Annotated in this window: 7 protein-coding genes; 4 read left to right on the top strand and 3 right to left on the bottom strand. The window is 68.4% G+C overall.

What is annotated here, in order from left to right; translation table 11 throughout:
* The first annotated feature begins 139 nt into the window (after window positions 1-139).
* A complete protein-coding gene (locus V5F26_RS05370) occupies window positions 140-4,069 on the top strand; it encodes a DNA translocase FtsK (RefSeq protein ID WP_394946877.1) in 3,930 nt (1,309 codons plus the stop codon).
* 30 nt (window positions 4,070-4,099) lie between these two features.
* Here the strand turns inward: V5F26_RS05370 and V5F26_RS05365 are convergent, their stop codons facing one another.
* Window positions 4,100-5,023, bottom strand: a complete 924-nt coding sequence (locus tag V5F26_RS05365) for a LysR family transcriptional regulator (protein ID WP_394057425.1) — start codon at window positions 5,021-5,023, stop codon at window positions 4,100-4,102.
* A 196-nt stretch (window positions 5,024-5,219) separates the two neighbouring features.
* On the opposite strand from V5F26_RS05365, the gene V5F26_RS05360 reads away from it, so the two are divergent.
* Window positions 5,220-5,993, top strand: coding sequence for an SDR family oxidoreductase (locus V5F26_RS05360; protein WP_394946876.1), 774 nt, complete (start codon window positions 5,220-5,222; stop codon window positions 5,991-5,993).
* 67 nt (window positions 5,994-6,060) lie between these two features.
* On the opposite strand, the gene V5F26_RS05355 is transcribed toward V5F26_RS05360, so the two are convergent.
* Complete coding sequence (locus V5F26_RS05355; protein WP_394057283.1) at window positions 6,061-7,182, bottom strand: helix-turn-helix transcriptional regulator; 1,122 nt, start codon at window positions 7,180-7,182, stop codon at window positions 6,061-6,063.
* 218 nt (window positions 7,183-7,400) lie between these two features.
* Between V5F26_RS05355 and V5F26_RS05350 the strand changes: the two genes are divergently transcribed.
* Entirely contained in the window at window positions 7,401-8,669 is a 1,269-nt protein-coding gene (locus V5F26_RS05350) for a methyl-accepting chemotaxis protein (protein WP_234053573.1), read from the top strand.
* A 726-nt stretch (window positions 8,670-9,395) separates the two neighbouring features.
* Here the strand turns inward: V5F26_RS05350 and V5F26_RS05345 are convergent.
* On the bottom strand, window positions 9,396-10,181 hold the full coding sequence (locus V5F26_RS05345; protein ID WP_394946875.1) for an inositol monophosphatase family protein: 786 nt from the start codon (window positions 10,179-10,181) through the stop codon (window positions 9,396-9,398).
* Window positions 10,182-10,390: 209 nt separating this feature from the next.
* Between V5F26_RS05345 and V5F26_RS05340 the strand changes: the two genes are divergently transcribed.
* Window positions 10,391-12,844, top strand: coding sequence for a GcvT family protein (locus V5F26_RS05340; RefSeq protein ID WP_445329472.1), 2,454 nt, complete (start codon window positions 10,391-10,393; stop codon window positions 12,842-12,844).
* Window positions 12,845-13,039: the final 195 nt, after the last annotated feature.

Below are 13,039 nucleotides of genomic sequence, written 5' to 3'. Positions count from 1 at the left end.
ACGGCCTCTCGCACGCGCCATCCCCAGCGTCATGCACAGGCCCGGGGCCGTGGAGGCGAGGAAGCCGGCGCACGAAACCTCCTTTTAAGGTCGCGCGCCTATGCCTTGATGCGTACCGAGTAGCCCTGGATTTGCTCCGATGTCCTCTTCGAACCAGCCTCCGAGAATGGTGAACTTCCCCTCGCTCCTGGTTTCGGAGGAAGACGAGGACATGCTCCCGGCGAATCCGGACGGCTCCACGGTCCATAGCTGGATCAACGCCGATTTCGTGCCGAGCTGGCTGCGGCCCTTCAGTCTGGACCAAAATACCCGCTTCACCCGCACGCCGGACCACCTGCTGCGCCCGCCCGAGGAGACGCAGCCCGAGCCGCTGCCCAGCTACGGCACGGCCGGCGCCTCCTGGCACTTCCTGGAAATGCCCCTCGACATTCAGGACGACGCCGCCCCGATTCCCAGCGTGAAGGCCGATATCGCCGCCCTTGAGCAGGCCTTCGCCGACCTGCCGGCGCTGCGCGCCGCCCGCGAGAGCACCCAAGGTGAGGAAGCCGAGCACGCCCGCGCCTTCGGCCATCACGCTGAAGGCTGGAGCGTGGACGAGCAGGGCCGCGAGACCGTCCTCTCCTGGCAGGACCTGACCCCGGCGCCGGACCTCGACACCACCGCCGAGAGCGACGCCGCGCAGCCGCAGGCCCCTACCGCCGGCCCCCTGGCGCCGGAGGCGTTCGCCCAGGAGGCGTTCGCCCAGGAACCGCTTGCTCAAGAGCCCTTTGCCCCGCAGCAGAACGCTTTCGGCGCCGATGAATTCGCCGGCGCGCCCCATGCCGCGTCCGGAGCCTGGAACCCGGAGCCGGTCTGGCAGCCGACCTCCCTGCCCCAGCAAACCGAGATGGAGAACGCTCCGGCTTTCCCCGCTGCGGATTCGACCGTGTTCGCCACTCCGCCGGTCATGGCTTGGTCGGACGATGGCGCGGCGCCGCCCGCCTTCAGCACCGACGGCTCGGGCCTTAGCGCCAGCGCCGCTCCCCTCGGCGCGGCGGGACCGGAAACCCCGGCCCCTGCGGACATGGGCTGGACCCCGCCCCTCGGCGAGGCCAACGCCACCAGCGAGGCCCCCTTCGCGCCCCAAGACGCGAATGCACAGCCCGACGCGAGCGGACAGCCCGCCATGATGAACAACTCGGCCCAGGGCTTCAGCGAAACGCCGGAATTCGCCCCGGCGCCCTGCGACAGCGTTCCCGCGCAGGCGCCGGACTTCGGCACCGCACCCGTCGAATTCGCGTCATGCGATGGCCCGGCGCCAGCCTTCATCGGCAACGCGGAATTTGTGGAATCCTCCGCCCCAGACCTGCCCGTCATGGAGCCCGAGATGTCTGAGGCTGCGATGGCGCAGCCCTTCCCCGCTCCGGAATTCAGTGCTCCGGTCGATGCGGCCGCAGCCGGCACCGACGCTGCGGGACAGCCCGAAGCCCTGCCTCCGCAGGCCATCCTGAACGGGGCGGCGGCCTTCGCTGAGGATCCCGCGCTCGCCGGCACCGGCGATGTGGCGGACGCGCCCGCCCCCCAATTCCCCGAGGAGACCCCGGCCGAAATGGTCATGGACGGAATGGACACCGCAGCCCAGCCATTCACCGACGCCACCGCCTTCGAGGCCGACTTCACCGCTGCCGCAACCGACGCGCCGCAGCCGGCAATGGACGCCGCGACCACGCCCGCCCTCAGCGAAGGTGTTTCTGAACTGACCATGGCCGCGTTTGATCCCGCCACCTCGTCGTTCGGCCCCTCCCCGGACGTGGCCGAAGCCGCGCCGCAGGACGCCGGCATGGCGGCGGCACCGGTGATGGAAGACACCTCCGCGCCGGGCGTCACCATGGTCGACATGGCCGCCTCCGATGCAGCCTTGGAGATGTCCGACACGAACGTGTCGGTGCAGGCGCCCGCGGCCGACGCGGACGTGCCGGCCGCCGCCATGGCCGAGCTCCCCGCATCTGAGGCAGCGGCCCCCTCCGAAATTGTGGCCGCCGATGAAACGGACCAGATGAGCGAGGCGGCGGAAAGCGTGCCGCTGGACGGGACACTAGCCCAGCTCGCCGCCGCCGCCCTTGAGGGCGCCTCCGCCTTCCTCGACGAAACACCCGATCAGACAGCCGCCGCCGATCCGCTCATGGAAGACCTTGCCCCGGCCCACCTGCGCCCGCTCACGCGGATGATCGTGGTTGGCCGCCTTGCCCTGCCCGAGATCCTTGAGCAGGACCTTGCCCCCATCGCGCCCGAACCTCTCGCGCCGGAAGCCGACGCGGCGGCGCGTGCCGCGGACCTGATCCACGCCCATTTCGCCTGGCAGCCCTACCATCTGAGCATCAATGGCAGCCTCGACGCCCCGGCGGAGAAGGGTACCGACGCCACGGCCGAGCCGTCCGCGGCCAGCGCCCCGGAAGCCACCGCCCCCGTGATCGACGTGCCCGCCGAGGCGGCGCTGCCGGCCCTCGCCACGCCCGCCGGCCTGCCGGCGGTGGTGGACCCGGCGCATGACCCCTTCGCCTACCACCTGCCGCCCATCGACCTTCTGGGCGAGCCGCCCCAGCTGGAGCCGGACTATGAGCTCTCCGAGGAATTCCTCGACCAGAGCTCGGCCATGCTGCAGCAGATTTTGCGCGACTTCGGCATTCGCGGCGAGGTGATCGACGCCAATCCCGGCCCGGTGGTGACGCTCTATGAGTTCGAGCCGGCGCCGGGCGTGAAGTCTTCCCGCGTCATCGCGCTCGCCGCCGACATCGCCCGCTCCATGAGCGCGGTATCCGCCCGCGTGGCGGTGGTGGAAGGGCGCAACGTCATCGGCATCGAGCTGCCGAACCGTCGGCGCGACACGGTGTGGCTGCGCGAGCTGCTCGCCTCCCATGAGTTCGAGGAGGCGCGCACCAAGCTCGGCATCTGCCTGGGCAAGACCATTGGCGGCGTGCCGGTCATCACCGATCTCGCCCGCATGCCCCATCTGCTGGTGGCCGGGACCACGGGCTCGGGCAAGTCGGTGGCCATCAACACCATGATCCTGAGCCTGCTCTACCGGCATACGCCGGAAGCCTGCCGGCTCATCATGATCGACCCCAAGATGCTGGAGCTGTCGGTCTATGAGGGCATCCCGCATCTGCTGACCCCCGTGGTGACGGACCCCAAGAAGGCCATCATTGCCCTCAAGTGGGCGGTGAAGGAGATGGAGGACCGCTATCGCAAGATGGCGCGCCTCGCCGTGCGCAACATCGACGGCTACAATGCCCGCATGGCGGAGGCCCGCGAGAAGGGCGAGGTGCTCACCCGGCAGGTGCAGGTGGGCTTCGACAAGGAAAGCGGCGAGGCGCTCTATGAAGAGCAGCAGATGGACCTCTCCGCCCTGCCCTACATCGTCATCATCGTCGACGAGATGGCCGACCTCATGATGGTCGCGGGCAAAGAGATCGAGGGCGCCATCCAGCGCCTGGCCCAGATGGCGCGCGCCGCCGGCATCCACCTCGTGATGGCCACCCAGCGCCCCTCGGTGGATGTCATCACCGGCACCATCAAGGCGAACTTCCCCACCCGCATCTCGTTCCAGGTGACCAGCAAGATCGACAGCCGGACCATTCTCGGCGAGATGGGCGCGGAAACCCTGCTGGGCCAGGGCGACATGCTCTTCATGGCCGGCGGCGGGCGCATCACCCGCGTCCACGGCCCCTTCGTCTCCGACCAGGAGGTGGAGCACGTGGTCGCCTTCCTGAAGGCCCAGGGCGGGCCGGAATATCTGGAAGACGTGGTGCAGGACGAGGAGGCGGAAGGCCCCTCCGGCTCCGACGACGCCGTGTTCGACAAGAGCGAGATGGGAGACAGCGGCGGCGATCTCTACGAGCAGGCGGTGGCCATCGTGCTGCGCGATCGCAAGGCCTCCACGTCCTACATCCAGCGCCGGCTGCAGGTGGGGTACAACAAGGCCGCCAGCCTCATGGAGCGCATGGAGGCGGAACAGATCGTGGGCCCGGCCAACCATGCCGGCAAGCGCGAGATCCTCTCCTTCGGCCGCGACCGCGACGACGACCACTGATCGGGGCGGGGCGCCAGGCAGGCGCCCCTCTCAAGCTGCCGTCGGGGGCGGGCTGAGGACCTGCTCGCGCCGCAACAGATCCTCCAGCCAGGACATGAACACCTGAAGCCGGCGCGAGAGCTGCCGGCGGTGGGGAAAAAGCAATGTCGCCGGCATGGGGGCCGCCCGGTAAAGGGGCATCACCTCCACCAGCGCACCCGCCTCGATGTCCCGCCGCACGTCATAAGCGGGGATCTGGAGCAGCCCCAGCCCCGCGCGGCAGCAGGCAATGGCCGCCTCCGCGCTGTTGACGCTGACCCGCCCGCGCACGACGCGGGAGCACATCGCCCCCTCTTCCATCCACTCCCAAGGCGCCACCCGGCCGGTGGAGGGCGAGGCATAATTGACCGCCAGATGGCCGTCGAGATCGTCCGGAGCGAGCGGCGCGCCATGGCGAGCGAGATAGGCCGGGCTCGCCACATTGATGAGATCGAGCCGGCCCAGCGGCCGCGCGATCAGGCCGCTGTCGCTCAATTCCCCGATCCGCAGCACGCAATCAACCGCATCCTCCACCAGATCCACCGCACGGTCGGTGACGCCCAGCTCGATGTCGATGCCCCGGTACCGCTCGAGGAAATCCGGCAGAGCGGGCGCCACGATCAGCCGGCCGATGCGGCCGGGAACATCCACCCGCAGCGTGCCGGCGGGCATGGAGGCGCCGTGGCGGAACAGGCTCTCGGCCTCCTCCACGTCCGCCACCAGGCGCAGGCAGCGCTCATAGAAAGCGGCGCCGTCCTGGGTGGGGGCCACCTTGCGGGTGGTGCGGTGGAGCAGGCGCGTGCCCAGGCGCGCCTCCAGTTCCTGCACCGCAGCCGAGACCGACGAGCGCGGCAGGCCCAGCGTGTCCGCCGCCCGGGTGAAGCTCGCGCACTCCACCACTCGGGCGAAGATGCGGAAGAGATCGATGCGGTCCACCGCGCGCCCCCGATTGTTCGGAAAATCCGACAAGTGATGTCATCAGGAACGGATTTATCCGCCATGTCCAGACGATAACCTTGCACCCGGCGGCGGTGAGGGGGCAGCCGGCGGACGCGCGCGGCAGGGCGCCAGCGGAAGCCGGACGCCCCCCGCCGCCGCTGCCCATGAATGCGTCGGAACAGGAATTCTCGTCATGACCGATCACGCAATCCGCGGAAAGACGGCGCTCATCACCGGCGGCGGGAAGAATCTCGGCGCCTTGATCGCCCGCGATCTCGCCGCGCATGGCGCCCGCGCCATCGCCATCCACTACAACAGCCCCGGCGCGAAAGCGGAGGCGGAGGCAACCGTGGCCGCCCTGAAGGCGGCGGGGGCCGAGGCCATCGCCCTTCAGGGGGACCTCACCACCGCCGATGCCATGGAGCGCCTGTTTGCGGACGCCGCGGCCGCCGTCGGCCGGCTGGATATCGCCATCAACACCGTCGGCAAGGTGCTGAAGAAGCCCATTCTGGAGATTTCCGAGACCGAATACGACGAGATGAGCGCGGTGAACGCCAAGGCCGCGTTCTTCTTCCTGAAGGAGGCGGGGCGCCATCTCAACGACAATGGCAAGGTGGTCACCCTGGTCACCTCGCTGCTGGGCGCCTTCACGCCCTTTTACGCGTCCTATGCGGGCACCAAGGCGGCGGTGGAGCACTTCACCCGCGCGGCGGCCAAGGAGTTCGGGCCACGGGGCATCTCGGTGACCGCCATCGGCCCCGGCCCCATGGACACCCCCTTCTTCTACCCCGCCGAGGGTGAGGACGCGGTGGCCTATCACAAGACCGCCGCGGCGCTCTCGGCCTTCTCGAAGACCGGGCTCACCGACATCGCCGACATCGTGCCCTGGGTGCGCATGCTGGTCTCGGAGGGCTGGTGGATGACCGGCCAGACCATCCTGGTCAATGGCGGCTACACCACCAAGTAAGACGCTCCAGCGCATGGAGTTGACGTGCCTCCGCACGCGCGCGGCGATCCGCCCCGCGCAAAGCCCCCTAACGGGAGATGGCGGAGGCCAGCCGGCTCAGGAGGCCCACCAACTCCGTCTGGCGGCCGATGCCGAGCTTGGCGAACACCGCGCGCAGGTGGCTGCGCGCGGTTTCATAGGAAATACCCTGGTTGTCCGCGATGTCGCGCAGGCGCTCGCCATGGCCGATGGCCTCGGCGACGCGCGCTTCCGCCGGCGTCAGCCCCAGGTCACGCAGATGCTGCGACAGGCGCGGCACCTGCGCGCCCAGGTCCCGTACCAGCACCATGGCGCCACCCGCACCAAAGGTGATGAATTCCAGCCCCTCGAACTGCCGGTAGACGGGGACCGCCTGCGCATACAAAGCGGGCCGGCCGCTGGGACGGCGGATCAGCACGCCGCGGGCGGGGGCGGCCGCCGCGCCCGGCAGGGCGGCGCCGATGGCGCGCTGAAGCCGCTCGTCATCCTGCCGCTGGGCGGCCCGCAACCGGCGGGTGACGACGCTCAGCCCGTCCCCCAGCAGGCGCTCGCCCATCACGTTCACATGCCGCACGGCGCCGTCGCGATCCAGCAGGAAGGCGCCCCACGCCAGGCGGTCCACCGCGTCCGCGAAATCGCTCGCCACCACGCGCGCCTCCAGCAGCGCCGTGCTGATGGACAGGGCGCGTCCGATATGGCCCGCAAGGCCCGCCATGCGCGCGACGTCGTCCGGCGGGTAGCGGTCTCGCTTGATGGGATTGTGAACGGCCACCGAGACGAGCTGCCCATCCCGGCTGCCGGTGATGGCCGCCAGCAGCTCGCCCACGCCGTAGCCGTGCAGGAATTCCTGGTAGAACGGATCCTGGCGGATTTCCTCCTCGGTCATCACCAGCCGATCGGTGCTCGCCGTCCCCGGCAGGACCCCGCGCGCCACCACCCGCTGGGCCGGCGTGTCGTGCCGCCACCACAGCGCGTCATAGGCAGCCTTGAGATCGCCGAGCTCGGACGAAACCATGGCCCGCATCATATGCTCGGCCCCGAGCGGCACCATGGACGCCCCCACCGCTCCAAAGGCGTGGGCGATCCGGTCGAGCACCTGCGGCCATTGATCGGGCTGGAGCGCGGCCCCGTAGAGCGCCTCGATCACCTCCAGAATGTCGGTATCCGCCATCCGCGCCCCCTTATGGCGAGCATAAGGCAGACTTTTCACAACCCCAAACTCAGGATCCGCACATTTTCTCGCGAACCGAGCACTGGCGTTGCGGCCCAGCTTCCGGCAAGCTCCATATGGTCCATGGAGACTGGTAAAGTTTCCGAAACACGTCCACGCTACACTACAAATATACCATCATTCTATGTAGATTTGCATCGAGGCGAGGAAACGCCAGCGTGCTCAATTACATCCTAACCCTCCTTGGCATTTTTACGAAGGGTCTGGGCCTGCGGATCGTCCTGTGCTTTCTGCCCCCCATCGTGGCAGCCTGGACTTTCTTCATCCTGCACCTGGTCAATCTTTATGAGTTCCATCCGGACTCATTCACGCCAACGCTGGTGTTCGGCCTGCTGGGCATTGCCGTCGGCAGCGTGATCGTCTGCATCCTGATCCTGACCATCGTTCCGCCCCTGCGGCGGATTGTCGACGTCACGGCGGTGCTCCAGCACGGCAAGACCGATTTCTCCATTCCCTATCTGGCCCGCAAGGACGAGATCGGCGATCTGGCCCGCTCGTTCGAGGTGCTGCGCGAAGGCCTCATCCGCGCCGCCGAGCTGGAGGCGGCCAACCGGGCCGAGGCGGAAGCCAAGATTGCCCACGGCAACCGCATCTCCACCCTCGCGCGGAACTTCGAGGCCGTCATCAAGACCGTCGTGGGCGCCCTCACCGCGGCGGCGAGCGAGCTGCAGAGCAGTGCCGCCCGCATGCTGGAGATCTCGCAGCAGACCCAGCAGCAGAGCAATGTGGTGGCCTCCGCCTCCCTCGACGCCTCTTCGAACGTGCAGGCGGTGGCCGGCGCCACCGAGCAGATGACCGCCTCCAGCCGCGAGATCGGGCGGCAGGTGTCCAAGGCCTCCGACATGGCCGCCACCGCCGTGGAGCAGGCCAACCGCACCGGGGATGTGGTGGATCGCCTCGCCAAGGACGCGGACAAGATCGGCTCGGTGGTGCAGCTGATCCAGGAAATCACCGCCCAGACCAACCTGCTCGCCCTCAACGCCACCATCGAGGCGGCCCGCGCGGGTGAGGCCGGCAAGGGCTTCGCCGTGGTGGCGAGCGAGGTGAAGACCCTGGCCGAGCAAACCGCCAAGGCCACCGAGGAAATCTCCTCACAGATCGCCGATATCCAAGGTGCCACCACCTCCACGGTGGGCGCCATCCGCGAGATCAGCCATTCCATCGCCGACATCAATGACGTCGCCTCCGCCGTGGCCATGGCCGCGCAGCAGCAGGTGACGGCGACCGTCGAAATCTCCGACAACGTGCAGCAGGCGGCGCTGGGCACCGGCGAGATTTCCCGGAACATTTCCGGCGTCGCGGAGGCGGTGGACATGACGAGCACGGTGGCCGGAACCGTGCTCTCCGCCGCCACCCGCCTCACCGGGCAGGCCGACGAGCTGCGCAAGGAAGTCGATCAGTTCCTGACCGCCCTCAACCAGGCCTAGACGGGGTGGGATTTCGGGGATCACGGACCCGCGAGGGCCTGCTCCGGCTTTGCGGAGCACAGTGAGGCTCGGGGCCATGACCGCTCGGGGGCAATGACCGCCTCGGGGCCATGACCGCCTCGGTGGCGTGGACGGGCCTTGAGGCCGTCGCGATGGGCCAGGACCCTGCCCTTCGCCGCGCCGGCGTGGCCTCGTCGTCGACGCGACGCCCCGGTCTCACGGGCGGGCGTGGCGCCGGACGAGCGCCTCGGTGGCTGCGCGGAAACCTGCCTCGTACGCCTAAGGCGGACCGGCCCTGGGGCCGATCACATTCCAGCCCCCAAGAATGCTGCCGGAAGGATGCGCCTTTCCACGCCCGAGGCGAGGCCGGTCGCGGAACCGTGGATCCGGCGCGCGAGCGGCTGCGAAGGCGCGAGACATTGAACCCGGACGCATCGAGGCCAGCCCCGGCGGGAACATGCGCGAGCCGGCGCCCGACGTTTTCGCGCACAAGCATACCGCGCCTGCCCCGCCTCACCCTCCCCCGCGAAGCTCAACACAGTCAATTAAGAGCAACGCCCGCCCTGCCCCGTTGCGCAGGAGACAGCCGGCCGCTTCCTCCCCCTCAGGGGTGCTCGCCGCCGTCATCGGCCGCCACGCTCATCGCGCCTTTGGGGAAACACACCCGCCGCCTGCGGAAGGACAGGGCTGCCTGGCGCGCGCGCCGGAGGAGCCGTCCCTCCGCCCTCAGGCGCTGAGCTCACGCAGGGCCGCCGCATGCAGAGCGGGCGAGGCCGCCGCCACCACCTTGCCGTCGGAGCCGAGGCCGAGAGGCCGGCCCAGCCAGTCGGTCATGATGCCGCCCGCGCCTTCCACCACCGGCACCAGGGCCATGTAATCGTAGGGCTGGAGCGACGTTTCCACCACCAGGTCGCAATGGCCCGAGGCTAGAAGGCCGTATTGGTAGCAATCGCCGCCGAAACGGCGGATGGCGCCCTTGCGGCTCAGCGCGTCATAGCGCGCCCAATCGGCCGGCGCGAAGAAGTCCGGGGAGGTGGTGTAGACCCGCGCATCCTCCAGCGCCGCGCAGCCGCTCACATGCGCGGGCGCGCCATTGAAGGTGGTGGCGCCGGGCAGGCCCACCCAGCGCTCGCCCAAGGGCGGCACCTCGATCACCCCCAGCTTCGGCACGCCGCGTTCCGCATAGGCGATGAGCGCGCCGAACAGGGGCATGCCGGTGATGAAGCTCTTGGTGCCGTCGATGGGATCGATCACCCACAGATGGTCGTCGCCGCCGCTCATGCCCGCCTCTTCCCCGAGGATGGCATGGCCGGGAAAGCGCACCGCGATGGCCTCGCGCAGGGCGGCCTCAATGGCCTTGTCGGCGATGGTCACCGGGCTTTCGTCCGCCTTGCGCTCGAACGCCGTGGTCTTGCGGAAATGCGCCCGGGCCAGCCCGCGCGCCAGGTCCGCCAGCTCACCGGCGAAGGCCGCCAGAACACCCGCATCGAGATCCAGATCGAAACCGCTCATTGAACTCCATCTCCCCACGGATCGCGCGACGGCGCAGCAGCCGGAACTGGCCAAAGCCACAAAAACCTCTATTTGCCACACAAAGCAATACCGATTTGTGGATTTGTGTTGACTTCACCGCAGCGCGGCAGGAATCATGAGGCTGTTCGCGGGCCAATCTGGCGCCACTGCATGCTTCGCGCGCCGCCCGCCACAGGACCACTCAGGGGATCTTCATGGCTGAGTTTCCGACCCAGGCCCAGGTCGTCATCGTCGGCGGCGGCATCATCGGCACGTCCACCGCCTATCACCTCGCCAAGCTGGGCTATAAGGACACGGTGCTCATCGAGCGCCACAAGCTCACCTCCGGCTCGACCTTCCACGCGGCGGGCCTGGTGGGTCAGCTGCGCTCCAACGCCAACATCACCCAGCTCCTGGGTGAATCGGTGAAGATCTACCAGACGCTGGAACAGGAAACCGGCCTCGCCACCGGCTGGAAGATGAATGGCGGCCTGCGCCTCGCCTGCACGCAGGAGCGCTGGACCGAGGTGAAGCGCCAGGCCACCACCGCCCGCTCCTTCGGCCTGGAAATGCACCTGCTGACGCCGAAGGAGGCGCAGGACCTGTGGCCGCTCATGGACATTTCGGACGTGGTGGGCGCTGCCTTCCTGCCCACGGACGGCCAGGCCAACCCCTCCGACATCACCGGCTCCCTCGCCAAGGGCGCGCGCATGAACGGCGCCCGCATCTTCGAGGATACGGAAGTCACCGGCTTCAAGGTGGAGAACGGCCGCGTCACGGTGGTGGAGACCAGCCGCGGGCCGATCCGCTGCGAGATCGTGGTGAACTGCGCCGGCCAGTGGGCCCGCGAGGTGGGCGCCATGGTGGGGGTCAATGTGCCCCTGGTCTCGGTTGAGCACCAATATATGGTGACCGAGCGCATCCCCGGCGTCACCTCCACTTTGCCCACGCTGCGCGATCCCGATCGCCTCACCTATTACAAGGAAGAGGTGGGCGGCCTCGTGATGGGCGGCTATGAGCCGAACCCCATTCCCTGGGCCATCAACGGCTTCCCGGAGAAGTTCAACTTCCAGCTTCTCCAGTCGAACTTCGACCATTTCGAGCAGCTCATGGAGCTGGCGCTGGGCCGCGTGCCGGCGCTTCAGACTGCCGGCATCAAGCAGCTCATCAACGGACCGGAAAGCTTCACGCCCGACGGCAACTTCATCCTTGGGCAGGCGCCGGAGCTCACGGGCTTCTATGTGGGCGCGGGCTTCAACGCCTTCGGCATCGCCTCCGGCGGCGGGGCGGGCAAGGTGCTGGCGGAATGGATCGTCGGCGGCGAGCCGCCTTACGACCTCTCTCCCGTGGACATTCTGCGCTTCGGCCGCAACCACCAGGACGTGAACTGGGTGCGCCAGCGCACGCTGGAAGCCTATGCCAAGCACTACACCATCGCCTGGCCGAGCGAGGAGCACAAAAGCGGCCGTCCGCTGCGGCGCTCGCCCCTCTATGACCGGCTGAAGGCGCAGGGCGCGGTGTTCGGCGAAAAGCTGGGCTGGGAGCGGCCCAACTGGTTCGCCGCCCCCGGCGAGGAGGCACAGGACCACTACACCTTCGGCCGCCCCAACTGGACCGACGCCGTCGCCCGCGAGCACAAGGCGACCCGCGAGAGCGTGACGGTGTTCGACCAGACCTCCTTCGCCAAGTTCATGCTCATCGGCAAGGATGCCGAGCAGGCGCTGTCCGCAGTCAGCGCCGGCGACATGACGCGCCCGGTGGGCTCGCTCACCTATGCGCCCATGCTGAATGCCCGGGGCGGCATCGAGTGCGACCTGACGGTGGGCCGGCTGGCAGCGGACAGCTACTACATCGTCGCCGGAACGGGCGCAGCCACCAAGGATTTCGACTGGCTGAAGCGGCATCTGCCCCAGGGCCTCGACGCCCATCTCATGGACGTGTCCTCCATGTATGCGGTGCTCGCCCTCATGGGGCCGAACGCCCGCAAGGTGCTGGAGAAGCTCACCCGCGACGACGTTTCCGACGCCGCCTTCCCGTTCGCCACGGTGCGCACGCTCAATGTGGCCGGCGCGCCGGTGATGGCGCTGCGCCTCACCTTCGTGGGTGAACTGGGCTGGGAATTGCACATTCCCGTGGAGTTCGCCGCCACGGTCTATGACGCGCTCATGGAAGCAGGTTCCGAATTCGGCATCCGCAATGCGGGCTACCGGGCCATCGAAACCCTGCGCCTGGAGAAGGGCTATTGGGCCTCCGGCTCCGATATCGGGCCCGACCACACCCCGTTTGAAAGCGGCCTCGGCTGGGCCATCAAGCCGGAAGGGGCCGGGACCTTCATCGGCCGCGAGGCGCTGGAAAAGAAGAAGGCGGAACCGCTCAAGAAGCGCCTCGCCGGCTTCACCGTGGATGATCCCAACGTGGTGCTTCTGGGTCGCGAAACCATCTATCGCAACGGCGAGCGGGTGGGCTGGCTGTCGTCCGGCGGCTTCGGCCACACCCTGGGCAAGCCCATCGGCTACGGCTATGTGCGCCAGCCTGAGGCAGGACTGGACGAGGCCTACGTACTCTCCGGCACCTATGAGCTGGATGTGGCCACCGTGCGGGTTCCGGCCAAGGTGCACCTGGCCCCGCTCTACGATCCCGAAATGAAGAAGATCCTCGCTTGACCGGCGAGTGATGCCGCGGAAGCCGCCGCCAACCCCTCAGGCGGCGGCTTCCACCCTCCCCTTGAGCCCCCCTTCACCCGGACGAAAGGAGACCCCGCTTCGTGCCAACGAAATAGTCACACGAAGCCGCAAATTCGCGCAGGCAGGTTGGAAAAAAACAAAATATGCTCCGCCTCATTCCTGGGACGAATTGAA

Source organism: Xanthobacter variabilis (assembly GCF_043831965.2).
Classification (GTDB): domain Bacteria; phylum Pseudomonadota; class Alphaproteobacteria; order Rhizobiales; family Xanthobacteraceae; genus Xanthobacter.
This window is presented reverse-complemented; position numbering and strand designations above follow the sequence as displayed.

What these genes read in the sequence shown, in the direction of transcription:
- V5F26_RS05370 (WP_394946877.1), top strand. Translation starts at nt 140, where the DNA reads ATGTCCTCTTCGAACCAGCCTCCGAGAATGGTGAACTTCCCCTCGCTC.
- V5F26_RS05360 (WP_394946876.1), top strand. Translation starts at nt 5,220, where the DNA reads ATGACCGATCACGCAATCCGCGGAAAGACGGCGCTCATCACCGGCGGC.
- V5F26_RS05355 (WP_394057283.1), bottom strand. Translation starts at nt 7,182, where the DNA reads ATGGCGGATACCGACATTCTGGAGGTGATCGAGGCGCTCTACGGGGCC.
- V5F26_RS05345 (WP_394946875.1), bottom strand. Translation starts at nt 10,181, where the DNA reads ATGAGCGGTTTCGATCTGGATCTCGATGCGGGTGTTCTGGCGGCCTTC.